This is a genomic window from Ilumatobacteraceae bacterium, from assembly GCA_033344875.1.
In the GTDB taxonomy this organism is placed as follows: Bacteria; Actinomycetota; Acidimicrobiia; order Acidimicrobiales; family Ilumatobacteraceae; genus Ilumatobacter.
Map to the genome: position 1 here is coordinate 2,534,524 of JAWPMO010000001.1, position 25,518 is coordinate 2,560,041.

The following is a 25,518-nucleotide window of genomic DNA, read 5'->3' on the forward strand; positions in this document are numbered from 1 at the left end:
CGGGAGCGTCAGCGCATGACCTTGCGGACCGCATCGGCGATCTCGGTCACGCCGGGCAGCATCAGCCGCTCGAGGTGCACGCTCTGCGGGAAGTACGTGTCCGGGGTGGTGACCCGGAGGACCGGCGCCTCGAGCACGTCGATCATCCGGTCGGCGACGACGGCGGCCACCTCGGCACCGGGGCCGCCGGCGCCCGGCGCCTCGTGCACGAGCACCAACCGGCCGGTCTTCTCGACCGATGCCAGGATCGTGTCGATGTCGAGCGGCCGGATGCCGCGCGGGTCGATGACCTCGACGTCGATCCCTTCGTCGGCGAGGGCGTCGGCTGCCTGGAGCGATCGTGGGACCAGGTTGCCCCACGCCACGATCGTCACGTCGTCCCCCCGCCGCGGGGTGGCGGCAACCCCGATCGGCACCAGGTGCTCGCCGTCGGGCACCGGCCCACGCTTGGAGTACAGCGCCTTGTGCTCGAGGAACAGCACCGGGTTGTCGTCGCGGATCGCCGACTTCAGGAGCCCCTTCGCGTCGGCCGGGTTGGTCGGCATCAGCACGTACATGCCGAAGGCGCTCTGGAAGAGACCGCCGGGCGATTGCGAGTGCTCGGCACCGGCACCGCCCTTGGCGCCCTCGGGGGCCCGCACGACCATCGGCACATTCAGACGCCCGCCGTGCATGAACTTCCACTTGGCGGCCTTGTTGTACATCTCGTCCATGGCGATACCGAGGAAGTCGGAGTACTGGAGTTCGGCGACCGGCCGGAGACCGGTGATCGCCGCGCCGACCGCGGCGCCGACGATCAACGTCTCCGACAGTGGGGTGTCGAACACGCGCCGGTCGCCGAACGTCTCGTGCAACCCTTTGGTCACGCCGAACACGCCGCCGAACGCCGCGACGTCCTCGCCCATCACGAAGACCGACGAGTCACGTTCCATCTCCTCGACCAACGCCTCGTTGATCGCCTGGGTGAAGGTCAGCTCTCTCATGCCAGGATCCCTTCGAAGAGGCGGCTGCGGTCGGGCACCGGGGCAGCGCGCGCGACGTCGACGGCCCGCTCCATCTCGCGGTCGGCCTCGGCGGCGAGCGCGGCGAGGCTCGCGTCGGTCGCGAGACCGGCCTCGATCAGTCGGTCCGCGAGGAGCGTGATCGGATCGCGCTCCAGCGCAGCCGTGTCGGCGTCACCGCGGTAGCTCTGCGGGTCGCCCTCGAAGTGCCCGCGGAATCGCACGGTCTTGGCCTCGATGAACGTCGGGCCCTCGCCCTCGCGGGCGCGACGTACCGCGGTGTCGACCGCCTCGTACACCGCGATCGCGTCCTGTCCGTCGACGATCACCCCCGGCATGCCGTAGCCGGCCGCCCGCGTCGCGAGGTCGGCGACCGGCGTCGACGCCGACTGCGGCACCGACACGGCGTAGCCGTTGTTCTCGCACAGCCAGACGACCGGGAGCTTCCAGGCGCCGGCGGCGTTCGCCGACTCGTGGAACGTGCCGCGATTGGCGGTGCCGTCGCCGAACATGCACAGCACGACCTGGCCCGAGTCGCGATACTTGGCCGACAGGGCCGCTCCCGCAGCGAGCGGGAAGGTGCCGCCGACCGTGCCGCTCTGACCGAGCACGCCGACCGACGGGTCGACCACGTGGACGATGCCGGCACCGAGCCCTCGGGTCGAACCCGCGGTGTTGGCGAGCACGTCGCCGAACAGTTCGACGGGATCGATGCCCTTGGCCAGCAACTGGCCGACGCCGCGATGGACGTAGAACATGTAGTCGGAACGACGGAGCGGAGCGATCGAGCCGACCGCGACCCCCTCCTGGCCGCGCGCCGAGTGGTACAGCACGAGCGCCTCGCCGCCGTCGATCAGACGGAGGATCCATTGCTCGGCTGCCTGGCCGCGCACCATCTCGCGGTACATGGACAGGCCGACGTCGTCGATGGTCGCCATCAGTGAACCTCTTCTCCCCCGGTGACGTTGATGGCTTCGCCCGTGATGAACGACGCCGCCGGGGAGGCGAGGAAGTACACCGTGTCCGCGATGTCCGCCGGCGTGGCGAAGCGGCGGAGCGGGATCAGCCGTTGCTGCTTGCGACGGGCCTCGTCGCGCGTGGCGCCGCTCTGCTTGGTGAACACGTCCATCGGGCCGCCGTCGATGTCGAGCAGCGGCGTGTCGACCGTGCCGGGGCAGACCGCGTTGACGCGCACGCCCTTCGGGCCGAGCTCACGGGCAGACGCCTGCGTCAGCCCGATGATCGCGAACTTCGCGGCGCTGTAGGCGCTGAGGAGCGGCCAACCGGTCTTGCCGGCCTGGCTCGACATGTTGACGATGCAGCCGCTGCCTCGCTCGATCATGTGCCGGCCGGCGGCGCGGGTGCCGTAGAACGTGCCGGTCGCCATGACGCCGATGTTGCGATCCCATTCGTCGTCGGTGACCTCGACCGTCGGCTTCAGCCCGAGGCTCACGCCGGCGTTGTTGACGAACACGTCGATGTGACCGAACTCGTCGATCGCACGCTGAGCGAGTGCGTCGACCTCGGCGGCGACGGTCACGTCGCAGCGGTGGCCGATCGCACGACCCGGTCCGATGTCGGCGAGGTACGAAACGGCCTGGTCGATCGCGTCGGGCGGCGGCACCTCGTAGTCGGGGAACGATTCGAGGCGATGCCCGATGTCGGACACCACGACGTCGTGCCCCTCGCGCACGAAGCGCTCGGCGATGGCGAGGCCGATGCCGCCGACCCGGGACGCCCCGGTGACCACGACGACCAGTCGGTCGTCCGCGCCTGTGCTCATGATGTACCTCCGGGTTGGACGAGGACCTTGACCGACGACCCGGCATCCGCCTGGGCCTCGAAGGCCTCGGTGATGTGTTCGAGACCGAATCGGTGCGTCACCAGATCGTCGGCCGACACGTCGCCCGACGCGACCAGTGCCGCCGCTCGACGGAAGTCGTCGTCGTAGCCGAACGTGCCGACGACGCGCACGCCGCGCCGCACGATCGACGTGGCGTCGACGGGGAACGGTTGATCGTGCAGCGCTGCCAGCACGAGCGAGCCACCGCCGCGCAGGGCGGGCATCACGCCGGTGATCAGCGGGGCGACGCCGGCACAGTCGATGATCGCGTCGCACGCTGCAGGGGCGCCGTACGCGCCGCGACCGGTGATCGCCGAGACGGCGGCGATGATGTCGTCGGTGCTCCCGGTGACCACCGTCGCTCCCGCCGAGCGTGCCGCCTCACATCGCTTCGGCGACAGGTCGGTCGCGATCACGTGCCGCACGCCGGCGGCCCGCAGCGCGAGCACAACGGCTTGTCCGACGGTGCCGAGGCCGAGCACGACGACGACCGAGTCGGGCTCGACCATCGCCAGTTCGACCGCGTGCACCCCGACGGCGAGCGGTTCGACGAGCGCTCCGCTTCCCGGGGCCAGGTCGTCGGGCAGCGCGAACACGGTCTCGTCTCGCCGGGCACCGGGAAGGTGGAGGTACTCGGCGAAGCCGCCGGGTAGGCCGTTGGCGATGCTCGATCGGAACGCTGTCTCGCAGAGCGACGTGCGACCGGATGCGCATCGCGCACACTCCGTGCACGGCACGTAGGGCAGTGCGGTGACCAGCTCGCCGATCGCTAGGTCGCGCACGTCGGACCCGACCTCGACGATCCGCCCGACGAACTCGTGACCGAGCACCTGCCCCGGTCGGGCGAGACGACCGGATCGATAGGTCTTCAAGTCGGAACCACAGATGCCGCACGCATCGACGGCGATCACGATCCCGTCCGGCGCGGCGACCGGGTCGGGGATGTCGTCGACCGACAGTTCACCCGGTCCTTCGAACACGGCAGCTCGCATGTCAGTTCCCTCCTGAGCTCGGGTCGATGTACTGGGTCCGCAGTTCTCGGCGCAGCACCTTGCCGGTCGGGTTCAACGGCAACGGCTCCGATCGCACCACGACGCGCGACGGGCACTTGTAGCGACCCAGGTGTTCACGGCAGTAGGCGATCACGGCATCCGGTTCGAGTCCGCTGTCGTCGCTCGTGACGACGACGGCGAACACGACCTCGCCCCATCGGTCGTCGGGGATGCCGACGACCGCCGCCTCGCGGATGTCCGGATGCGAGTAGAGCACGTTCTCGACCTCGGCCGGGTAGATGTTCTCGCCCCCGGAGATGATCATGTCGGTCACCCGGTCGGTGAGATACAGGTAGCCGTCCTCGTCGAGGAACCCGGCATCGCCCGTGTGCAACCAACCGTCGGAGACCGCCGCTGCCGTCGCCTCGGGAGCGTCGTAGTAGCCCTTCATGACGCTCGGACTGCGTGTCCACACCTCGCCGACGGTGCGGGGTTCGACCTCGTCGCCGGTCGACGGGTCGACGACCTTCATCTCGACCCACGGCATCGGCCGCCCACACGACTTCATGCGCTCGGTGCCGGGGCGGTGCTCATCCCACTGCATGGTCGTGACCGTGCCGGTGCACTCGGTCAACCCGTACGCATGGTGGAAGGCGCATCCGGGCATCAACTCGATCGAGGTGTTGAGCACTGCCTGCGAGATCGGCGAGGCGCCGTAGACGATGTGGCGCAGGCTCGACAGGTCGCGTTCGCGCGCCTCGGGCTCGGACAGCACCATGTTCAGCACGGCCGGCACCATCATCGTCAGCGTCACGCGCTCGGACTCGACCTTGCGGACGAAGTCGACCGGGTCGAACGACCGCCGCAGCAGAACGGTGCCACCACGGTGCATCGTGATCACCGGCCACGCGGTGCCGACCGCGTGGAACGACGGGTACGGCACGTAGACCACGCAACCGGGTTCGAAGTGCCACTGATCGGCCAATCCGTCGATCATGTCGATGAGGTTGCGATGCATGAGCATCACGCCCTTCGGCTTGCCGGTCGTGCCCGACGTGTAGAGCTGCCACATCACGTCGTCCGGGGCGACATCGGCGTTCGGATCGACATCGGGGCCGGCGTCGACCAACGTGCCCCAGTCCCGGGGGCCGTCGTCACCCGAACCGACGGTCAGCAACCGGTCGCCGAGCCGCTCGGTGTGCGCGTCGCCGACGAGATGGAGCAGATCGTGTTCGACGAGCAGCAGCTCCGGTTGCGCGTCCGACAGGATTCCGGCGACCTCGCCGGGTGCCAGTCGCCAGTTGACCGGGACCGTCGCGGCGCCGAGCTTCGCGGCCCCGAACATCAGCTCGTAATACTCGATCCGGTTCATCGACAGGAACGCGACTCGGTCGCCTCGGCCGATGCCGAGTCCGGCGAGCACGCCGGCCGCCCGGTTGGAGCGCTCGTGGAGGCCGACATAGGTGACCGACCGCTCGTCGGCGGCGATCGCGACCCGGTCCGGGTGCGAGGCGGCGCCGGCGCGGATGATGTCGGCGAGCGTGGTCGGCATCATCGGCTGTCGCCACGGTCGGCCGACGCGAACAGGTGAGCCAGCGGCCAGATCTCCGGTGCGACCGCCAGCTCTTCGGCGTGCCGGACGCGGACGGTCCGCTCGGCGATGCGCCAGGCCCCGTCGCGACGTGTCAGCCGATCGTCGTAGTCGGCGACCATGACGAGGTGCCGTTCGCTCGAGCCCGGTTCACGCCAGTGCAGCGCGAGGCAGGCGGTGCGTGCGGTGACCTCGTCGGGACCGACAGCATCGAGGTCGGGGGCACCGAGGAGGTGCAGCGTGCCGGCGAACGCAACGAGTTGTTCGGCGAAGTGTCGGACGAGCCCGTCGGGCCCGCCGCGGTACACACCGTGGTCATCGACGGCGTCGCCGTGATAGCACGCGAGCACTCGGCCCCAGTCACCGTCGTCGACGCCTCGTGCGTAGTCGTTGAGGACGCGGGTGATCTCCACCCGGTCGGACTCGGGTGGATGCGTCATCCCTCGGCGTCGTCCCAGTACGGGTCGCGCAGCAGTCGCTTGTAGAGCTTGCCGTTCGGATCGCGAGGCAACGCGTCGATCAGGTCGATCGAACGCGGCACCTTGTACGCGGCGAGATGCGACCGGCAGAACGCCACCAGCTCCGCGAGCAGTGCGTCGTCACCGACCGTGCCGGCCGTGAGCTCGACGACCGACTTGATCTGCTCGCCCCACTCGGGGTCGGGGATGCCGAACACGGCGACGTCGGCGACCGCATCGTGCTGGATCAGCACGCTCTCGATCTCGGACGGATGCACGTTGACCCCGCCCGAGATGATGATGTCGCTCGACCGGCCCTGCAGGAACAGGTAGCCGTCGTCGTCCATGATCCCCACGTCACCGACGGTGAAGAAGCCATCTCGCTTCGACGTGGCGGTGCGTTCTGCGTTCTTGTGGTACTCGAAGTCGAGGGCCCCTGCCATCATCCAGACCTCACCCTGGTCACCGCGCGGCAGTTCCTCGCCGTCGGGACCGAGGATGCGGACCTCGGCGCCGGGCCAGGCCCGGCCGACGGTGCCGGGACGGGCGAGCCAGTCGTCGGAGCCGACCTGGGTGCCACCACCCTCGGAGGCGCCGTAGTACTCGTAGATCACCGGACCGAACCAGTCGATCATTGCCCGCTTGGTCTCGACCGGGCACGGTGCCGCGCCGTGGATCGCGTACCGGACGCTCGACAGGTCGTACTTCTCGCGGACGGCGTCCGGCAGTTTGAGCATGCGGTGGAAGTGGGTCGGCACCATGTGCGACGTCGTGACCCCGTAGCGCTCGATGAGCTGCAGCGCCTGCTCCGCGTCCCAGCGCTTCATCAGGACGATCTGGTGCCCGAACTGGGCCGAGGCGTTCATGTAGACGAGCACGGCCGTGTGGTAGATCGGCGACTGCACGAGGTGCACGTGGTCTTCGCCGTCGATCCCGAAGATGCGCATCGGGAGACTCCACACCTCACCGACGTCGTCGGGGTTCATACCACTCAGCGGCCGCTTGATGCCCTTCGGCGACCCGGTGGTCCCCGACGTGTAGGTCATCATCCAGCCGGCGGTCCGGTCGTCGGGCAGCTCGCCGGACGCGGCGCCGATCACCTCGTCGTAGTCCTCGAACGCGGCATGACCGCCGACGCAGAGTCGCGCCTCGCGGGGGATCGTCGTGCGGTCGGCGGCGGCAGCCACGACCTCCGCGTGGTCGCTCGAGCAGACGACCGCCTCGGCGTCGCTGTCGTTGAGGATGAAGGCGATCTCCTCCTCGGTGAAGTGGTAGTTGATCGGCACCACGTACCACCCGGCCTGGAGCCCGGCGAAGAACACCTCGAGGTGGGCGATCTCGTTGTCGAGGATCACGCCGACGACCGAACCGTGCCCGAGCCCGCGCGCACGCAGCGCATGCACGACCTGGTTGGTGCGGCGTGCGAGTTCACCGCGGGTGGCGCTGCGGCCGGTGCCGGCTTCGACCACCGCCGTGCGGTCGGGGTCGGCCGAGGCGAGGTTCCAGAGTCCGATCATGAATGCTCCTTCGAAGGGGTGTCGGCGCCGGCGAGGCCGACCGCTCGGGCGAGGTCGTGCAGTTGCTCGCGGAAACGCGAGCGGGAGATGCCGGCGGCGATCACGAGTTCGTCGATGCCGAGCCCACGACAGGCGTCGGCGTACGCCGAGAGCTCGTCGAGCGAGCCGTTGAACGGGATCCCGATGTTGAGCTTGACGTCGTCGCGGGTTCGGCCGACGGCGGCGAGCTCGGCGTCGAGCTGGTCGAGCGTCGTCGCGAGGTCGGTGGCCGACAGGTTCCAGCCGTGCCAGCCGTCGCCGAGGCGGGCGACGCGCCGCAGCGCAGCCGGGCTGTTGCCGCCGATCACGATCGGGATCGAGCCCTGGACGGGCTTGGGCATGAACACCACGTCGGAGAACGACACGAACTCGCCGTCGTAGCTCGGCCGGGCTTCGGTCCACAGGGCGCGCAGCGCCTCGATGTATTCGTCGAGGCGCTTGCCCCGCCGTTCGAACGCCAGGCCGAGCACGGCGTACTCCTCGCGCGACCAGCCGCTGCCGACGCCGTACTCGACACGGCCGTTGCTGGCGACATCGAGGGTGGTCAGCTCGTTGGCGCGGATGATCGGTTGGCGTTCGGTCAGGATGTCGATCGACGTGCCGAGCCGGATCCGTTCGGTGACCTGGGCCGCGGCGAGCAGCACCATCAGCGGTTCGAGGATGCCCTGGTCGTCCTGGAAATCGATCTCGCCCGATTCGGTGTGCGGGTACTTCGAGTCGTACGAGTCGAAGAACACGACGTGGTCGGGCACCCAGAGCGAACCGAAGCCGAGCTCCTCGGTGGTCTGTGCGTATTCGCGGATGTGGGCCAGACCTCGACCGGGCGTGCCGTCGAAGATCTGGACCATGCCGACCTCCATCGCGCTCATCCGAGGTACGCGTCCATGACCTCAGGCGAGTCGGCGAGCACCGACGGCGGACCGTCGATGACGAGCCGACCCCGTTCGAGGACGTAGGCGTGATCGGCGATCGCGAGGGCCAGCGTGGCGTTCTGTTCGACGAGCACGATGCCGAGATCGAGCTGACGGATCTGATTGATCGCATCGAACACCAGGTCGACGATCGACGGGGCGAGTCCCATCGACGGTTCGTCGAGCAGCAGCACCCGCGGCTGGGTCATCAGCGCTCGGCCGAGCGCCAGCATCTGCTGCTCTCCCCCGCTGAGGAGACCGGCGTGCTGGGAGCGCCGCTCGGCGAGTCGCGGGAAGAGGTCGTAGACCTGGTCGAGCGTCTTGCGGTACGGCTCGCGGGCACGCTTGTTGAACCGAGCGAGGTCGAGGTTCTCCTCGACGGTGAGTGGAGCGACGACCATGCGCCCCTCCGGAACGATCGCCAGGCCGCGCTTGACGACGTCATGCGGTTTCATGCCGGCGATGTCCTCACCGTCGAGCAGCACGCTGCCGGAGATCGGTTTGTGCAGTCCGGCGATCGAGTTGAGCGCGGTCGACTTGCCCGCGCCGTTCGAGCCGATGATGGCGATGAATCCTCGTGGTGGTAGCTCGAGATCGAGGTCAGTCAGGGCTCGAATCGCCCCGTACCCCGAGCACAGCTTGGACACGTTCAGCATCTGACTGCTTTCCAAAATAGGCGGCCTGGACTTCTTCGTTCTCCACGCACTCGCGAGGAGTTCCCTCGGTGATCAACTCACCGAAGTTCATGACGACCGCATGCGAACAGAAGTTGAGCACCAGCTTGATGTTGTGCTCGATGAGGACGAGGGAGAGTCCTTCGTCGCGCAGGTTCACGAGCAGTTGGCCGAGCGCGTCGGACTCGACGTCGTTCATGCCGGCGGTGGGCTCGTCGAGCATGATGACGCGGGGATCGGTGGCGAGTGCACGTGCGATCTCGACGCGGCGCTGCTCGCCGTACGGCAGCGACTCGGCGAGTCGCTCGGGCGGCGCGGTCACACCGACCCGGTCGAGCAGGGCTCGCGCCTTCTCCTCCGCCTCGCGACGTTCCCGTCGCTCGGAGGGCAGGCACAGCACCGACTGCCACAGCTGCGAAGATCGCTGACGGTACGAGCCGGTCACGACGGTCTCGAGCACGGTGAGACCCGGGAAGAGCCGGACGTTCTGATAGGTGCGTGCGATCCCGGCCGCTGCCACACGATGGGCCGAGAGGCGTTCGACGCTGTCACCAAACACGCTGACGGTGCCGGAGTCGGCCTTCATCAGGCCGGAGATCAGGTTGAGCACCGTGGTCTTGCCGGCACCGTTCGGGCCGAGCAGACCGAAGATCGAGTTGGCCGGCACGTCGAACGAGAGGCTGTCGACGGCCCGGAGTCCACCGAAGGCCTTGGACAGCCGGTCGACCGACAGTGCCGGCTGCTCAGCCTTCGTGGTGACGTCGGTTGCGCTCATGACAGCACCGCCTCGGGTTGCTCGTCGATCGCGGGTCCCGACGACGACCGACGGCTCGGCGGCCACAACGGTCGCTCGCGCTGTTTGCGGCGCCTCGGATCGACGATGCCGCGAGGCAGATAGATCATGATGATGACGAGCAGGATGCCGTTCGCGATCTCGTGGCCGTCGTCGATGAACTCCGACAGCAGTTCCGGCAGGAAGCGGAACACCATGGCGCCGACGATCGCCCCGAACCAGTGGTACGCCCCGCCGAGGACGACGGCGGCGAGCATCGTGAATGCCAGGTCGATGTAGAACGTGTTGGGTCCGATGAACTGGAGCTGGTCGGCCATCAGGACGCCGGCGACGCCGCCGATCCCGCCGCTCAGGAGCAGACCGATCCGCTGCACGTGACGCGGGTCGACGCCGAGGGTCGACGCGGCCTGCGGATCTTCGCGGACGGTCACCGCGGCCATGCCGTAGCGCGAGTTCGCCAAGCGCCAGAAGATGAACAACGACACCGCCGTGACCGCGAGCACCGACCACAGCGACGACTGCCGCGGAACGGAGATGCCGTTCGCGCCACCGGTCAGATCGGGCAGGTTGACGATGAACACGCGGGTGATCAGCACGAGCGCGATCGTGGCCATCGCCACGTAATGGCTCGCGAGCCGCAACAGCACGAACGACAGGATGATCGCCGTGGCCATGCCGACCCCGATGCCGATCAGCAGCCCGAGGCCGAGCCCGAGGTCGTGGTCGAGCCGGATGCGGGCGTAGGTGAATCCACCGACGGCGCCGAACGACGCCGCCGCCACGCTCAGCACTCCCGACGCCAGCGACGCATAGGTGGAGAGCGCGAACAATCCGTAGATCAGCCCGAAGGTGAAGGTGGACTTGTAGTCGGTGAAGAACTCCAGGAAGGCGATCATGTCAGGCCCGCTTCAGCTCGAGCTCCGAGAACAGACCACGTGGTCGTACGAGGAGGACGGCGAACAGGAGACCGAACGTGATGGCATCACGGAAGCTCGACGAGATGTACTGCGCACCCATCACCTCAGCGACACCGATCAGGAGACCGCCGGCGAGCGTCCCGCGGACGTCGCCGAACCCACCGACGACGACGGCGGCGAATCCCTTGAAGAGCAGGCCGTCTCCCATGCCGCGCGAGATGTTGCTGGTGGCTCCGCCGGCCAGGACGCCGGCCAGTCCGGCGATCGCTGCGGCGAGGAAGGCGGTGAGGAGGATGATCCGGCCGGAGTTGACGCCGCTGATCGCGGCGGCGTTCGGGTCGTAGCCGACGGCTCGGATACCGGATCCGATGCGGGTGTGGCGCATCAGCACGTACAGGCCGGCGGCGAGCGTGAAGGCGGCGATGATGTTGACGATCTGGATGAACTGCAGACCGAGGCTGCCGACGCTGATGAGTTCTTCGGAGAAGGTGCCGCTCGGGAACCGCTTCGAGCGATGATCGGTGAACCGGTCGACGAGGGAGCCGAGCACGATCGAGACGCCGATGCTGGTGATGATCGTGCCGAGCAGGCCGGTCCCCCGCTTGCGCAGCGGGTTGAAGGCCAACCGGTCGACGGCGACCCCGATGAAGCCGGCACCGACGATGCCGACGATCACGGCACCGACGAACGGCAGGTCGTACTTCTCGACGCACCAGAGGGCGATCAGGGCGCCCCACGAGGCGAACATCCCGTGCGCCACGTTGAGGATCCCCAGGGTGGCGAACACGAGACCGAACCCGAACGCGAAGAGCGCGTAGGTGGATCCGAGCGCAATCCCGTTGAGCAATTGTTGGAAGAACAGTGTCATCGCCACCCCCGAGTAGCACCGACCGGTTGGAGTACGAACCAACCAAGCGGTTGCTTAGTGTAGGCGGACCACCCACACCCGTCAAATCTTGACCGGCCGACGCCGGCCGGTCCCAGCCCGAAACGAACGAGGGGCGGATCCCGGTCGGGATCCGCCCCTCGGCTCAGTGTCGGCCTGCCGTGCAGGCCACCTCGATCACGGCGTCCAGATGGTCTGGCTGCCGTCGGCGTTCCACTGCATGAACGTGGTCGGGCTGGCGAGCGACGCCTGTCCGTCCTCGAAGACGATCTGGCCGTACGGCGTGGTCATCTCCGTGATGCCGGCCATCGCCTGGGCGACGGCTTCGGAGTCGCCGGTGCCGGCGAGGCGCAGGCCTTCGGCGGCGACGAGGACAGCGGTGTAACCCTGGGCGGCGAACACGTCGGGCACTTCGCCGTGCTCGGCCTCGTAGGCCTCGGTGAAAGCGACGGCTTCCGGCGTGGTCATCTGCGGGGTGAAGGCGATCGGGAAGATGATCCCGTCGAGCGTGTCGCCACCGATCTCGTAGTTGGCGGCATTGCTGATGCCGTAGGTCGTCACGAGACGACCTTCGTATCCGCGGTCACGCAGCGCCTTGGCGAGCAGCGTGGCTTCCTGGCCGAGCATCGACAGGGCGACGACATCGGGGTTCTCGTCGATGATCTGGGTCGCCGGGCCGCTGAAGTCGGTGTCACCGGTTGCGGTGTCGACGGTCTCGAGGACCTCGATGCCCGCTCCGGAGAACGCGTCGGCCCAGATCACACCTTCGTTGGTCATGCCGTCGTTGTCGGCGGTGACGACGATCACGCCGGTCGACATGCTGCCGTCCGAGTTCAGTCCGTCGATCATCTCCTTGTAGGCCGGGTCACCCAGCAGCAGGACCGGCCGGTACATGTACGGCGGCTCGTTGAGCCCTGGCAGGATCGCCGACGTCACGACGCCGGCGGTCTGCGCGTTGGCCAGGATCGGCTTGACCGAACCGGCGACGCTCGACAGTGCGCAGCAGAGCACCGCCGACACGTCGTCACTGAGGAAGCCCTCGACGATGCCGATCGCCTTCGCGGCGTCGCCTCCGGCGTCTTCCTCGTCCATCCGCAGGGTGACGCCCTCGCCGAGGAGGCCCTCCTCGTTGATGATCTTGACCGCGAGGTTGGCGCCGTTGGCCAGCGGCACGCCGGCGAACGCCGCCGGGCCGGAGGTCAGGGCCTCGAAGCCGATGGTGTACTCACCGGCCGGCAGACCCGAAGCTTCTTCGGTGGGCTCCTCGGTCGTGGCGGGCTCGTCGGACATGTCGTCCGACGCGTCATCGGACATGTCGTCCGACGCGTCATCGGACATGTCATCCGACGCCTCGTCGGTCACGTCGTCGGCGGTCGAATCGGCGGTGCTTTCGTCTTCGGTCGGCGTGTCACCGGCATCGCCGGCGTCGTCGTCGTCGCCACCGCAGGCGGCGAGTACGAGTACTGCGGCCAGCGTGGCGCCGACGATGCGCCGGCGTGCTGTGGGTCGAGATGCGGTCATTGGTGTTCCCCCTGGGAGTGTTGAGCTGAACAAGCAAGTGCTTGTTTAGTCCATCGCTTCCGAGAACACAAGGTTTCGATTCGGTTCGGGCGCTTGACAGCCGCTCGATCTTCGCTATTCTTTCGTCTACCAAGCGCTTGCTTGTTTCTGCGGTGCGAACGGAGGACGCCATGAGCAACCGAGATTCCCTGACCTGTGCGACCGAGACCGTCGTGCTGAATGCCACCGAATTGTGTGGCACCGTCGAGCTGGGCGACCAGCGCGGTCGGACGATCGGATTCCCCACCGCCAACCTCCCCCTCGCCGCGACGTCGGCGCTGGCCAACGGCGTCTATGCCGGGCGGGTGACGCTCAGCGACGGGCGCCAGTTCGTCGCTGCCGTCAATGTCGGCCACCGTCCCACGATCTACACCGATGGTGTTCGCCTCGTCGAGGCCCATCTGATCGGCTTCGACGGCGACCTGTACGGCAGCACGATCGTGGTGCGTCTCACGCGACGTCTCCGGGACGAGCAGCGTTTCGGGTCGCTCGAGGAGTTGCAGGCCCAGATCGCGCTCGACACCGAGCGTGCCATCGAAGCCGCCGGCTGACCGCGCCGTCGACCCCCCGGTCGACGCGATCAGCCGGCGGCTCCGGTCGGCGGCCCGTGGTTCAGTGCGGCGCTCGGTCGCCCACCGGGGAGAGGTCGGTGTCGGCCTCCGGATCCTGCGGGCGCACGCGGATGCGGGTGATCTTGCGGCCGCGCACCTCTTCGACGGTGAGATCATGCCCCTGCACCGTCGCCGACGTTCCCACCGTGGGGAGGACGGCGGTGGCCGCGAGCACGACGCCGGCGATCGTCGTGACGTCCGGGTGCTCGATCACGATGCCGTGGTCGTCGGCGAGTTCGTGCAGGGTGACCTCACCGCTCAGGCTGAGCGACCCGTCGTCGTGTCGCACCGGCCCGCGCTCGTCGGCGTGGGTCTCCTGATCCATCACGTCGGCGATGATGTCGTCCATCGTGACGATGCCGAGCGTCGCCCCGTGCTCGTCGACGACGAGCGCCGCGTGCGTCTGCTCGCGCCGGAAGCGTTCGAGCACGTCCTCGGCGGTGGCGGTGCCTGGCACCGTGGGGATCCGACGCATCAGTTCTCGCAGGGCGAGGCTGCCGCCGCGCTGCTGTGCCCGGATGAAGTCCTTGATGTGGAGCACGCCGACGACGGCGTCGAGCGACCCGTCGATCACCGGGTAGCGGCTCCGCTCCGACGACGTGATCCGATCGAACACCTCGTCGGCGGGGGTGGTGGTGTCGAGCGTCTCGACACGGCTGCGCGGCACCATCAGTTCTTCGGCGGTTCGTTCGTCGAGCTCGAACACGTTGCGGATCAGGTCGCGCTGCATCATCCCGAGCTGTCCGCTGCTGGCGGTCTCATCGGTGACGATCGCCAGTTCGGCGCTCGTGTAGAGCGCCAACCGCTGATCGGGTTCGGGAATGCGCAGCAGCCGCATCAGACCGAGCGCGGCCGCGTTGAGCACCTTGACCGCCGGCCGGAACACGAGGCCGAACACCCGCATCACCGGGTTGATGCGGAGACTCACCGTTTCCGGAGCCTGCAGCGCGAGCGCCTTCGGGATCATCTCGCCGAACACGACGTGCATGTAGGTGATGCCACTCAGGGCGATGATGAACCCGACCGTGTGGGCGGCGGCGTGGGACAGGCCCCAGTCCTCGAACGGTCCGTAGAGCCAACCCGCCACCGCCGGTTCGCCGTACATGCCGAGCCCGATGCTGGCGAGCGTGATCCCGAGCTGCGCGATCGCGATGTAGCCGTCCTTGCCGGTGGGGTCGTCGAACACGCCGAGCAGCGACTGTGCCGGCCGGCTGCCGTCGTCGGCGAGGGTCTGCAGTCGGCTCCGGCGGGCGCCGACCAGGGCGAACTCGGCGGCCACGAACGCGCCGTTGGCCACCACGAGCACGACGATCACGAGGATCGGGATCACGACGTCGGACATCACCGCGCATCACCCGGTTCGTCGAAGCTCGCCCTGACGACTCCTCGACCGTTCATGGTGTCGACCCGGATGACGGGGCCGCCGGGGATCGTGATCGTGTCGCCGGGGAGGGGTGTGCGTCCGAGGTGGTGCCAGACGAGCCCCCCGACGGTGTCGACGACGGCATCGCCGAAGTCGAGGTCGAATCGGTCGTGCAGCGTCGCGAGCAGCACGTCGCCGCGCACCGAGACGCGTCCGTCGCCGACGACGATCGGGTCCTCCTCGAGGTCGAACTCGTCCTGGATCTCACCGAAGACTTCCTCGATCGCATCTTCGAGCGTGACGAGGCCGGCGACGTCGCCGTACTCGTTGACGACGAGCGCGCAGTGTTGCGACTCGTCGCTCAGTGTGCGCCAGAGTCTCGGAACGGTCACGACCTCGGCGACCGCGACGACCGGGCGGGTGACGTCGCCGACCGAACCGTCGGGGTGCGACTGGGCGTGCACGAAGATGTCGCGGAGGTGGGCGATCCCGACGACGTCACCGTCGGCACCGGTGACCGGGAACCTGGTGTGCGGCCCGACCGCGAGTTGCGTCAGCGCGTCGGCGACACCGGTCGCTTCCGGCACGGTCACGAGTCGCGGGCGTGGGGTCATGATCTCGCGGACTCGGCGAGCATCGACGTTGAGGATCCCGGCGAGCATGTCGCGCTCGGAGGCGTCGATCAGGCCGCCCTCGGCGCTGGCCCGGTAGAGGCCCGCGAGCTCTTCGGGTGAGTGCACGTGCGCGTGGCTGTGGTCGATCTGCAGCTTCCACAGCTTCATCAACTTGGTCGCCGACCCGTTGAACAGACCGACGAGGGGGCTGAACACCCACTGGCTGACCCGCATCGGAGCGAGCGTGGCCGTCGCGAGTCGTTCTGGATAGCGCAGCGCGACGGTCTTGGGGAGCAGCTCACCGATCACGACCTGCATCGCGGTGACGAACACCAGCACGATGAACACCGCGGCGCCACGTCCTCCGACGCTGCCCAGCGACGGTTCCAGCACAGGGGTCAGTTGCGCCTGGCCGTAGGCACCGGCGACCAGGCTGCTGAGCGTGATGCCGATCTGGCACGCGGCGACGTAACCATCGAGCCGCTTGGGGTCGGCCATGATTGCCAGGAGACGTTTCGCCGAGCCGCTGCCCGCCGCTGCGTCTTGCTGCACACGCGAACGCCGTGAGCCGACCGTGGCGAACTCGGCCGCCACATACAGCGCGTTGAAGGCGACCATCACCGTGATCACCAGGAGCGGGACCACGACGTTCACCGACGCCCCCGAACCTGCAGTCGCCGTCGAACCATCGCGTCACACCGTTTGGGCACCCCAGCACGGTAGCGAGGCGACGCGACGTTCGGGGCGTCGACCCCCGAGCCCGGCGAACGGGCGTCGCTCCCGTCGGTGGGTCACCACTGCCCGCAACGTGACGTTGGACCCTGGGGAATCCGCCTGTGCGCACCCATGCTGGGTGGCACAGGAGCCGCTCCGACGCTGTCGACCATCCCCGTCGGCCGGGTCGGAGCCACCGAGAAGGGACGACGCCCATGGGCGACCACGGCTACGGCCAACCAGTACTCGACGAACTCCGACCGCTGCATCGTGAGCTCCGGCACGCCGTGCCCGAGGTGTACCAGGGATTCGGTGAGTTCCACCACGCCGCATTCGCATCCGGAGCGCTCGACGTCAAGACGAAGGAACTCATCGCGTTCGCCATCGGCGTCACGCACACTGCGACGGTTGCATCGCTGCCCACGCACAGGGCGCCGCGAAAGCGGGAGCGAGCCGTCAGGAAGCAGCCGAAGCCATCGGTGTGGCGATGCTGATGAACGGCGGCCCCGGCACCATCTACGGCCCTCGCGCCTACGCCGCCTTCTGCGAGTTCGTCCCCGAAACCACGGACTGACCCGAAGACGCCGACCGGTCGCGCCCAGAACGACCACGCGTGAGCGGCGCCTCGCCTCCGAGAGCGACCGCGATGCCACCTCCTGGCGCGAGCCCGGCCCACGCAGCCGCTCCCCGGTTGCGAGCCCGTGTCAGCCGCCGGCGGTTGCCGCGGTCGTCATCCCAACCGGACCGGGTCGGGTACGAGAACGTCCTCGGGCAGCGACGTCGACGATGCACCTGCGGAGGCCGGCGACGCGATGACGGAGGCGAAGGCCGTCGCAGCGACCGCGTGGAGCGCAGGAATTTCATCGGCGGGCAGGGCCGGAGCGAAGAGCCACCCTTGGGCAGAATCACAACCCAGCGCGCGGACGATGTCGAGCTGATCATGGGTTTCGATACCTTCGGCCGTCACCGACAGCCCGAGGCCGTGCCCGAGGTGAACGATGGTGCCGGCGACCGTCCTGTCGTCCGCGCTCGTCGCGATGTCGGTGATGAAGGAACGGTCGATTTTCACGCCGGTGACGGGGAATCGGGCGAGCCGCGAGAGCGAGGAGCTGCCGGTGCCGAAGTCGTCGATCTCGATGCAGGACACGCCGAGGTCCCTGACCCGGCCGAGCAGATCGATCGCGGCGTCGTTCTCCTGCATGAGCGCGTCCTCGACCACCTCGAGGCACAGCGAGCGCGGATCGAGTCCGCTCGACCGCAACACATCGCGGACGATGTCGGCCAGCGTGGCATCGAGCTGTTCGGCGGCCAGGTTGACCGACACCCGCAACGGAGTCGCGCCCGTGCTGTTCCAACGCGCCGTGTCGAGGATCGCCTGCTCCAGGATCGATCGTCCCAGTTCGGCGAGGAGCCCGGCGGAACGCGCCGGACCGATGAATGCGCCGGGGCCGAGCAGCCCGCGGGTCGGGTGACGCCACCGGGCCAGGGCCTCGACACCGATCAGCGCGCCGTCGCTGAGTCGCACGAGCGGTTGATAGTGCGGCTCGAACTGCCCTTCGGCGATGCCGTAGCGCAGCTCACGTTCGATGCGGAGCCGCTCGACCGCGGCAATGCGGACACAGTCGTCGAAGAGTTCATAGCGTCGCCCACCTTGCTCTCGGGCCCGGTTGGCAGCGATCCCGGCGTCGCGCAGCACCGAAGCCGTGTCGCCGACGCCGTTGGCGAGCGCGACACCCACGCTGGCGGTCAGGAACAACTCCTCGGCCGGATCGGACACGACGATCGGCTCGGCGACAGTCGCCAAGACCAGGGAGGCGAGCTTCATGGCTTCGTGGCCGTCGTCGACCGTCGCGGCCACGACGAACTCATCACCTTGCAGCCGAGCGACGGTGTCACCCGGGCCGCACAGCGTGCCGAGGCGGTCGGCGATCTCGATCAGTGCCCGATCGCCTGCCTCGTGGCCGAGTGAGTCGTTCACCAGCGTGAACCGGTCCATGCTGATGTGGACGACAGCAGTGTTGCGACCAGCGGCGCGGGTCTGCACGATGGCGACGTCGAGGCGATCCTGGAGGAGCGCACGGTTCGGGAGTTCGGTGAGTGGGTCGTGCAACCCTCGATGCACCAGCGCCGCAGTCGCCTCGGCACGGCCGGCGACCGCTCCGATCGTGTTGGCCACGGCACGCAGGAAGTTCGCATCCTCCGCCGTGAACACATGGGCCGCACGGGAGTGCACGCTCAACACACCCCACGGTCCCGAGCCGGATCGGATCGCCACACTCACACCCGAGCGCACGCCCCTCGCACGCAGCAGTCGGATGTCCGCGAATCGGCCATCACACTCGAAATCCTCGACGACGATCGCCTCATCGACGGCCAAGGCAACGCCGGCCGGCGATGCGTTTCCGACGGGCACGAGCGTCGAGCCGAGCATGCCCGGTGCCCAGCCCCGTCCGGCGACGAGACGCAAGTCACCGCCGCCAGGCTCGAGGCGGAGCACTTCGGCGAGTTCCGCATCGAGCGTCGCGGCCACCGAGGCGACGGCATCCTCGATCGCCTCGTCCAGAGAGGCGGACGCAACGGCGCGCTGGCCGAGTTCGACCAGGACCGCTGACTGCTCGGCACGGCGGGCCAGACGGTCGCTGGCGGCGACCCGATCCGCGATGTCGATGATCACTCCGACGATGCCACGGATCTCCCCGTCCTCATCGGCGACGGTCCGACCGAGGACCCGCGCCCAGCCGACGCGTCCGTCGGCGCGGGCGACCTGCAGTTCGATGTCGATGTCCTCGCCGGTCGCGATCGCGTGCCGGAACGCTTCCCGGTAGCGGCCGAGATCATCCGGCACCACGATCGAGAGGGCCTGATCGAACGAACCGTCGAAGTATCCGGCGCCGTATCCGAGCAGCGCGTCGAGTTCCGGCGAGCTCCGCACCATCCCGTCGGCGAGATCGATGTACCAGGTGCCCATCTGCGCGGCGGTGAATGCGACGCGGTGCCGGCCCAAGAGGTCCGACGTCGCCACGTCACGGGCGGCGAGTTCGACCGCCTGACTCCGCTGTTCGCGGTGGGCGGCCAACGAACGGGCGGCGAGCAACCCGAGCGCGCCGATGCCGAGCCATCCGAGCACCCGATCCTCGTCGGCCGACGGCTGGACGACGTGGATCCCGACCTGGACGACGGCGACCGCAGCCACCGCGATGACCGGGAGGAGCGAGCCGGTCACGGAAGGGGTCTCGACATCGTCCGGACCGCGGGCACTTCCGTGTGCTGGCACGGTGAAGACCGACGACGTGATCAACACCCACCCGACGATCCATCCGAGGTCGATCCACGGGCTGCGGACAGCGCTGTCTGCGAAGTGAGCGAACGAGAAGGCCGTGTCGGCCACCGCGAACGTGGCCAGGGCGACGGCGACGAGTCCCGTGGATCGACGCCACGGCGGCCGAGCCGTCGCGAACACTGCGACGGCCACGGTCGTCAGGACGACGTCGCCGAGGGGATAGAGCACTCCGAGCGAACCTGCCCACGTGTCGAGATCGAGCGCACCGGAGAAGGGGTGCAACGCGAACGCCCACACGATGTAGCCCAGCGAGGTCGCGAACAGGAGCGCGTCGAGCACTCGTCGAGCGCTCGCTCCCGGCCGGCCGACGCGCCTCGGCGCTCGAAGCAGCCCGGCCACCACCAACGGGTACGCGAACAGGAAGCCGAGGTCGCCCACCGACGGGAACGGCGAGATCCGATCCAGGATCAGTTCGTTGACGGTCCACCACCCCTGACCGATGGTCCACGACGCCGCGGCCCCGGCAACAGAGATCAAGTACCGGCGAGACGGCCCTGCAGCACCGAGCGCCTTCCATCCAGCGCAACCCGTCGCTGCCAGGGAGACGGCGAGAAGCATGATGTTGTGGCCACCTCGGCGAACCGCCGGAGCGTCGATCTGATGGAACACGAGCCACACGGCGGACGCCGCGAGCAGCGTCACGGCAATGCGGCTCGCTACGCGTCGAAGAGGGGTGTCCACGCTCGCTCATCGGCAGTTCGACGACCCGGGACAAGGTGAATTCTCACCAGACGAGGATGTCCGCCGATTGGTCACTCGTTATCACGTGCGTCCTGTCACCACACGGGTTGCGCCCTCGCGCGGAAGACAGGGTTCACACGCCTCGCGACAGACGTGCGAACCCGGGTCGCCGTCGTCACGTCGTGCCGGTCTCTCGTCGGCGGCGAAGCGTGACGAACGCTGTGAGCGCGGCGCCGATCGCCGTTGCCGGCCCGAACACCCACCGCTCGACACCGCTCGACGATGCCAGGTTGCCGACGGTGTTCAGCGCGAGATAGCCGGAGATCCCCCACGAGGCCGGCGAGAGCCAGGGGGTGGATCGGCCGATGAGCCCGGCCCGGCCGGCGACGATCGCCGCTGCAGCGGTCAGGGCAACGGCGGCACCGCCGGCGACGGCCCGCATGCCGGTCGGGAGCACCCGATCCTGGCTGCCGCCCCAGACGTGTTCGCCGAGCGGGGCGCCGGCGGCGAGTGCGACCTGCAACCCGGCGAATCCGAGCAGGATCCCGGCGGCACCGATGGCGGCAGCCCTGACCCCCGTCGTCGCAGCGGGCCCGGACGGAACTGCTCGGGCGAATGCGGTGGTCATGACGTCCTCTCGGCGGTTTCGTCGCTGCGGAGCAGCGCGATGCCGGCGCCCACGAACCAGACGATCGAGCCGAGCCCGAACACCATCTCGATGGCTTCGAAGGCGGGGACGACGGTGAACAGTCCGGCAACGGCGGTGACGACGCCGGTGACGTTCAGCCAGCGAGGGAGTCGAGCGGTGAGCAGTCCGGCGATCGAGACGAGGCCGATCCAGATGCCGCCGACGAGTTCGTTGCCGCCGCCGAGGCCGTTGGTGACGGCGTCGATCGCCGAGTGCACGGTGATGGCACGGTCGGGGTCGGATTCGGCGAGGTCGGCAACGGCTTCGATCCCGATGTTGGAGATCATCCCGGTGGCGAACATGAGCGCCGCCCAGATCGCGGCGAACACCATGCCGGCATTGGCGAGCAGCGGCGTCCGGTCCACGAATCGTTCGCGAAGCGCGAGTCCCATCGGGACGAGCGCGGCACCGAACACGATGAAGATGCCGATGTACCAGGCGAGCAGCGACCCCTGATGACCGACGAGGAAGTCGACCGATTCGGCCGGGGTGGCGTCGGGGTCGACGTAGTCGACCATCGTCGTGGCGAACAAGGCGATGCCGTACGCGAAGGTGCCGGCGGCGAGCAGGAGAGCGATGCCGCCGACCCGCGTCAAGGTGCGTCGTGTCTCGCTCGGCGCCGTTGCGGCCGATGGGGTGGTGATGGTCGTCATGATTGCTCTCTTTCGGATTGGCTGGGAGTGGGTGTCGTCGGACACTCGATGCTCGTGGGCTGGTCGAGTCGACGCAGCTCGATCACCTCGACGTTGAGCGAGGTGAAGTGGGCGATCAGCCCGTTGAGGTGCGACGAGTCGCGGATCGCACCGACCAGGCGGGTGGTTCCCGACGTGGTCAGCTCGATCGTGAACTCGTCGATGACCGGACGCAGCACGCGGTCGGAGGCGTGGCCACCGATCTCGATCACGTAGCGGGTGGAACCCGTTCCTCCGGTCATGGCACCACGATCTCGACGAACCGGGTGACCCGGCATCGCTCCCCCGCCGATCTCACCCGGGTGAGCCGAATCTGGGAGGAGATCTGCGGGAGCGCCTAGCCTCGGCACGATGACCGGGGTGGACCTGGGCGCTTTGGTCGCCACGAAGCTGCAGGCGCCGACGGCGCCACGACACCTCGTTCGCCGCGCCCGGCTCGACCGCCTCCTCGACCGGGCGATCGAGGAGCGACACCGTCTCGTTCTCGTGAGCGCACCTGCCGGATCGGGAAAATCGACCCTGCTCGCAGGATGTCTCGGCGATCGTGACCTCGATCTGGCCTGGCTCCAGGTGGAGGACAGCGACGCCGATCCGGCGCGGTTCTGGTCCTATCTCGCAGCGGCGATCGATGGTGTCCGACACGGTGTCACCGACGCGGTCGGTCCGATCATCGTCTCGTCGGGAGGCTCACCGGATGCCGTGGTCACGGCGCTCGTCAACGTGCTCGCCGAGGCGCCGGACCCGCTCGTGGTCGCGATCGACGACTATCACGTGATCGACAATCCGGCCGTGCACGCCGGCGTCGAACGGCTGGTCGAACTGTGCCCCGACCACGTCCGGATCGTGATCGCGACCCGCGCCGATCCGGCGTTCCGGCTCGGCCGGCTCCGCGTGAGCGGACAGCTCACCGAGATCCGCGCCGCCGACCTGCGTTTCGACGCCGACGAAGCCGCTGACCTCCTCGATTCGCCGCTGCTCGATCGGCAGATGCTCGACGAGTTGTGCAACCGGACCGAGGGGTGGGCGGCCGGGCTCGTCCTGGCCGGGCTCTCACTGGCCGGCACCGACGACGCCACGAACTTCATCTCTGGGTTCCGCGGCGACGACCAGCTCGTCGTCGACTACCTCACCGACGAGCTGCTCGCCTCGATCACACCCGACGATCGGCGACGCTTGCTCGAGTCCTCGATCCTCGAACGGCTGACCGGTCCGCTGATCGACGCGGTCACCGGGTCGACCGACGGCACGGCGTGGTTGACGCGCATCGCCGCCTCCAACCAGATGGTCGTGGGTCTCGATCGGACCGGCACCTCGTACCGCTACCACCATCTCCTGCGCGACCTGCTCCGGTTGGAGGCCGAACGCGAGATCGCTGACCGTCTGCCCGATCTGCATCTCGCCGCCGCCGCGTGGCACCACGAACACGGCGACATGTACACCGCGATCGAGCACTACATCTCCGGTGGCGATCTCGTCACCGCCGGAGACCTCATCGCCATCCACGCCACCGCGCTGTTGAACGGCGGGCAGATCTTCACCGTGCTCCGGCTGCTCGACCGACTCGGGGACCTGCCGGAACGCCACGCGCGCAGCGCCCTCGTGCGGGGCTGGATCAACCTGAGCACCGGTCGTTTCGCCGGTGCCCGGCACTACTACGACGTCGCCGCCGAGTTCGACGACGGCACCGACGCCAACCTCACGGCGTCGCTGGGCATCATGGTCCACCTCGCCGAGGGGGACCTGGGCGAGGCGCTCTCGATCGCCGGTCGCATGACCGAACCGACCGAGTCGACCCAGGCCATCGGTCTGGCCGCCGCCCACACCTGGGCAGGGAAGTTCGACGCGGCGCGCCGGCACATCGCCATCGCCCGTGAGCTCGCCGCCGCCGAACCATCGGACTACGCAGCATCGGTCGCCCCCGGTCTCGCGGCGGTCGTCGAGTTCGAGTCGGGCAACCTGGCCGCCGCGGCCGAACACGCCATGTCGAGCCTCGACCACGCCCACGGTCACGGTCTCGCCGAGTCACCCCAGCTGTCGGTCTCCCATGCGATCCTGGCGCGGACCACTTCCGACCCGGAACGCCGCACCGCCGCCGCCGAACGTGCCATCGAACTCGCCCGACGGGCACCCGAGCCGTTCACGTTCGGTTACGCCCATGCCATCGTCGGCGACACGGCCTGTGAGCACGACGACCCGGCCGGGCCCGACCTGCTTCGCGTCGCCCGGGGAGCCGTCGACCGGAGCACGGAAGCCGGCATCGTCGGCGCGACGCTCGCACGCATCGAGGCCCGTCACGGACTCGCCGAGCGGGCTCCGGCCCCACCGGGACTCGTCGATCAGATCACCGACCGCGAACTCGCCGTGCTGCGCTACCTGCCGTCGCAGATGTCGCAGCGTGAGATCGCCGGTGAGTTGTACGTATCGCTCAACACGGTCAAGACGCACTGCAAGGCGATCTACCGCAAGCTCGGCGTCGACGGCCGCAAGTCCGCCGTCCACGCGGCTCGCGAGCTCGGCCTCCTCTGAGCACCCGCTCGGTCCCGGCACCGTCGTCGCTCGCAGCGAACTGATCGGATCAGGCACTCGACGACTGCCTCGTGGCTCGTTCCGAGGCGTCGACGGGACCGGTCTTGACGATCTCCGGTGCGAGGGGTTGGTTCGCCGTGGCAGATCGCGAAGCGGCTGGGTGCGGTGATGCGGTTTGCCCACACCGGATCTCACCCGGGTGACCGAGTACCGGGCGGGAGGCGGAGTCACCCCGGGCGGGCGGATGCTGATGTCGCACCCGTTCACCCCTCCGACACGAAGGAACCCGACATGACCTCGACACTCCAACTCCCCGCACCAGCCGCACCGTCCGCTCCGGCGCCGGACCCGGCGCGGGTCGCCGCAGCAGCTCGCGACGCCGTCAAGACCTATGGCAAGGGCGACGCCGCCGTCCAGGCACTGGCCGGCGTGAGCGTCGACTTCGAGCGGGGTCGTTTCACCGCGATCATGGGGCCCTCCGGCTCCGGCAAGTCGACGCTGATGCAGAACGTCGCCGGACTCGACACGCTCACGTCCGGCTCGGTCTCGATCGGCGGTGTCGAACTCTCGTCGCTGTCCGACCGGCAGCTCACCCGGCTGCGCCGCGACCGGATCGGCTTCATCTTCCAGTCGTTCAACCTGGTCCCGACGCTGACCGCGAAAGAGAACATCGAGCTCCCGCTCGACCTTGCCGGACGCACGCCGGATCCCGCCTGGTTCGACGAGGTCGTCGCCACCGTCGGGTTGGAAACCCGCTTGCGCCACCGGCCCGCCGAGCTGTCTGGCGGCCAGCAGCAGCGAGTCGCCGTCGCCCGTGCGTTGGTCAGCCGGCCCGAGATCGTTTTCGGCGACGAACCCACCGGCAACCTCGACAGCCGCTCGGGCGGTGAGGTCCTCGCGTTCCTTCGCGACGCCGTCGATCGCCTCGACCAGACCGTCGTGATGGTCACGCACGATCCGGTCGCCGCGTCGTACGCCGACCGGATCGTCTTCCTCGCCGACGGTCGGATCGTCGACGAGATGTCCCAGCCCACATCCGACCGCGTCCTCGACCGCATGAAGCGCTTCGGCAACTGACCGACCCCCCTCGATTCCAGGAGACCCACA

Annotated in this window: 22 protein-coding genes and 1 pseudogene; 4 read left to right on the plus strand and 19 right to left on the minus strand. The window is 68.6% G+C overall.

All coding sequences use genetic code 11. From position 1 onward, the window contains the following. Window positions 1–8: 8 nt before the first annotated feature. From R8G01_11945 to R8G01_12005, 13 genes are all read right to left on the minus strand, one after another. Window positions 9–983: an alpha-ketoacid dehydrogenase subunit beta gene (locus tag R8G01_11945; GenBank protein ID MDW3214706.1), complete on the minus strand. Its 975-nt coding sequence runs from the start codon at window positions 981–983 to the stop codon at window positions 9–11. Next, entirely contained in the window at window positions 980–1,939 is a 960-nt protein-coding gene (locus tag R8G01_11950) for a thiamine pyrophosphate-dependent dehydrogenase E1 component subunit alpha (protein MDW3214707.1), read from the minus strand. Before R8G01_11950 ends, R8G01_11945 begins: the two co-directional genes overlap by 4 nt. Further along, window positions 1,939–2,784, minus strand: a complete 846-nt coding sequence (locus R8G01_11955) for an SDR family oxidoreductase (GenBank protein MDW3214708.1) — start codon at window positions 2,782–2,784, stop codon at window positions 1,939–1,941. Before R8G01_11955 ends, R8G01_11950 begins: the two co-directional genes overlap by 1 nt. After that, window positions 2,781–3,836, minus strand: coding sequence for an alcohol dehydrogenase catalytic domain-containing protein (locus R8G01_11960; protein MDW3214709.1), 1,056 nt, complete (start codon window positions 3,834–3,836; stop codon window positions 2,781–2,783). Before R8G01_11960 ends, R8G01_11955 begins: the two co-directional genes overlap by 4 nt. A 1-nt stretch (window position 3,837) precedes the next feature. Then, on the minus strand, window positions 3,838–5,391 hold the full coding sequence (locus R8G01_11965; GenBank protein ID MDW3214710.1) for a long-chain-fatty-acid--CoA ligase: 1,554 nt from the start codon (window positions 5,389–5,391) through the stop codon (window positions 3,838–3,840). Beyond that, window positions 5,388–5,867, minus strand: a complete 480-nt coding sequence (locus R8G01_11970) for a nuclear transport factor 2 family protein (protein MDW3214711.1) — start codon at window positions 5,865–5,867, stop codon at window positions 5,388–5,390. Before R8G01_11970 ends, R8G01_11965 begins: the two co-directional genes overlap by 4 nt. Continuing rightward, window positions 5,864–7,402, minus strand: coding sequence for an AMP-binding protein (locus R8G01_11975; protein ID MDW3214712.1), 1,539 nt, complete (start codon window positions 7,400–7,402; stop codon window positions 5,864–5,866). Before R8G01_11975 ends, R8G01_11970 begins: the two co-directional genes overlap by 4 nt. Further along, window positions 7,399–8,310: an LLM class F420-dependent oxidoreductase gene (locus R8G01_11980; GenBank protein MDW3214713.1), complete on the minus strand. Its 912-nt coding sequence runs from the start codon at window positions 8,308–8,310 to the stop codon at window positions 7,399–7,401. The genes R8G01_11975 and R8G01_11980 overlap by 4 nt, the downstream gene beginning before the upstream one ends. Beyond that, window positions 8,307–9,008 (minus strand): ABC transporter ATP-binding protein, encoded by a 702-nt coding sequence (locus R8G01_11985; protein MDW3214714.1) that lies wholly within the window; start codon window positions 9,006–9,008, stop codon window positions 8,307–8,309. Before R8G01_11985 ends, R8G01_11980 begins: the two co-directional genes overlap by 4 nt. Continuing rightward, window positions 8,953–9,801 carry an ABC transporter ATP-binding protein gene (locus R8G01_11990; protein ID MDW3214715.1) on the minus strand — a complete coding sequence of 283 codons (849 nt, stop codon included), beginning with the start codon at window positions 9,799–9,801 and terminating at the stop codon, window positions 8,953–8,955. Before R8G01_11990 ends, R8G01_11985 begins: the two co-directional genes overlap by 56 nt. Continuing rightward, window positions 9,798–10,715, minus strand: coding sequence for a branched-chain amino acid ABC transporter permease (locus R8G01_11995; GenBank protein ID MDW3214716.1), 918 nt, complete (start codon window positions 10,713–10,715; stop codon window positions 9,798–9,800). Before R8G01_11995 ends, R8G01_11990 begins: the two co-directional genes overlap by 4 nt. A gap of 1 nt (window position 10,716) precedes the next feature. Next, a complete protein-coding gene (locus R8G01_12000) occupies window positions 10,717–11,604 on the minus strand; it encodes a branched-chain amino acid ABC transporter permease (GenBank protein ID MDW3214717.1) in 888 nt (295 codons plus the stop codon). Window positions 11,605–11,799: 195 nt separating this feature from the next. Beyond that, a complete protein-coding gene (locus R8G01_12005; GenBank protein ID MDW3214718.1) occupies window positions 11,800–13,143 on the minus strand; it encodes an ABC transporter substrate-binding protein in 1,344 nt (447 codons plus the stop codon). A gap of 170 nt (window positions 13,144–13,313) precedes the next feature. Here R8G01_12005 and R8G01_12010 point away from each other — a divergent pair, with 170 nt between their 5' ends. Beyond that, window positions 13,314–13,733, plus strand: a complete 420-nt coding sequence (locus tag R8G01_12010) for a riboflavin kinase (protein MDW3214719.1) — start codon at window positions 13,314–13,316, stop codon at window positions 13,731–13,733. Window positions 13,734–13,794: 61 nt separating this feature from the next. On the opposite strand, the gene R8G01_12015 is transcribed toward R8G01_12010, so the two are convergent. Then, entirely contained in the window at window positions 13,795–15,135 is a 1,341-nt protein-coding gene (locus tag R8G01_12015; protein MDW3214720.1) for a hemolysin family protein, read from the minus strand. After that, window positions 15,135–16,424: a hemolysin family protein gene (locus R8G01_12020; GenBank protein MDW3214721.1), complete on the minus strand. Its 1,290-nt coding sequence runs from the start codon at window positions 16,422–16,424 to the stop codon at window positions 15,135–15,137. Before R8G01_12020 ends, R8G01_12015 begins: the two co-directional genes overlap by 1 nt. A 275-nt stretch (window positions 16,425–16,699) precedes the next feature. Between R8G01_12020 and R8G01_12025 the strand changes: the two are divergent. Continuing rightward, a pseudogene (locus R8G01_12025) lies at window positions 16,700–17,058 on the plus strand (carboxymuconolactone decarboxylase family protein). A gap of 156 nt (window positions 17,059–17,214) precedes the next feature. Here the strand turns inward: R8G01_12025 and R8G01_12030 are convergent. The 4 genes from R8G01_12030 to R8G01_12045 form a co-directional block, all read right to left on the minus strand. After that, window positions 17,215–20,466: an EAL domain-containing protein gene (locus R8G01_12030; GenBank protein MDW3214722.1), complete on the minus strand. Its 3,252-nt coding sequence runs from the start codon at window positions 20,464–20,466 to the stop codon at window positions 17,215–17,217. 214 nt (window positions 20,467–20,680) lie between these two features. Then, window positions 20,681–21,133, minus strand: coding sequence for a hypothetical protein (locus R8G01_12035; protein MDW3214723.1), 453 nt, complete (start codon window positions 21,131–21,133; stop codon window positions 20,681–20,683). Next, window positions 21,130–21,846, minus strand: a complete 717-nt coding sequence (locus tag R8G01_12040) for a hypothetical protein (protein ID MDW3214724.1) — start codon at window positions 21,844–21,846, stop codon at window positions 21,130–21,132. The genes R8G01_12035 and R8G01_12040 overlap by 4 nt, the downstream gene beginning before the upstream one ends. Then, a complete protein-coding gene (locus R8G01_12045) occupies window positions 21,843–22,127 on the minus strand; it encodes a hypothetical protein (protein ID MDW3214725.1) in 285 nt (94 codons plus the stop codon). Before R8G01_12045 ends, R8G01_12040 begins: the two co-directional genes overlap by 4 nt. Window positions 22,128–22,236: 109 nt before the next feature. On the opposite strand from R8G01_12045, the gene R8G01_12050 reads away from it, so the two are divergent. Both R8G01_12050 and R8G01_12055 read left to right on the plus strand, forming a co-directional pair. Further along, window positions 22,237–24,411, plus strand: coding sequence for a LuxR C-terminal-related transcriptional regulator (locus R8G01_12050; GenBank protein ID MDW3214726.1), 2,175 nt, complete (start codon window positions 22,237–22,239; stop codon window positions 24,409–24,411). A gap of 291 nt (window positions 24,412–24,702) precedes the next feature. Next, window positions 24,703–25,488 (plus strand): ABC transporter ATP-binding protein, encoded by a 786-nt coding sequence (locus tag R8G01_12055; protein MDW3214727.1) that lies wholly within the window; start codon window positions 24,703–24,705, stop codon window positions 25,486–25,488. Window positions 25,489–25,518 lie beyond the last annotated feature (30 nt).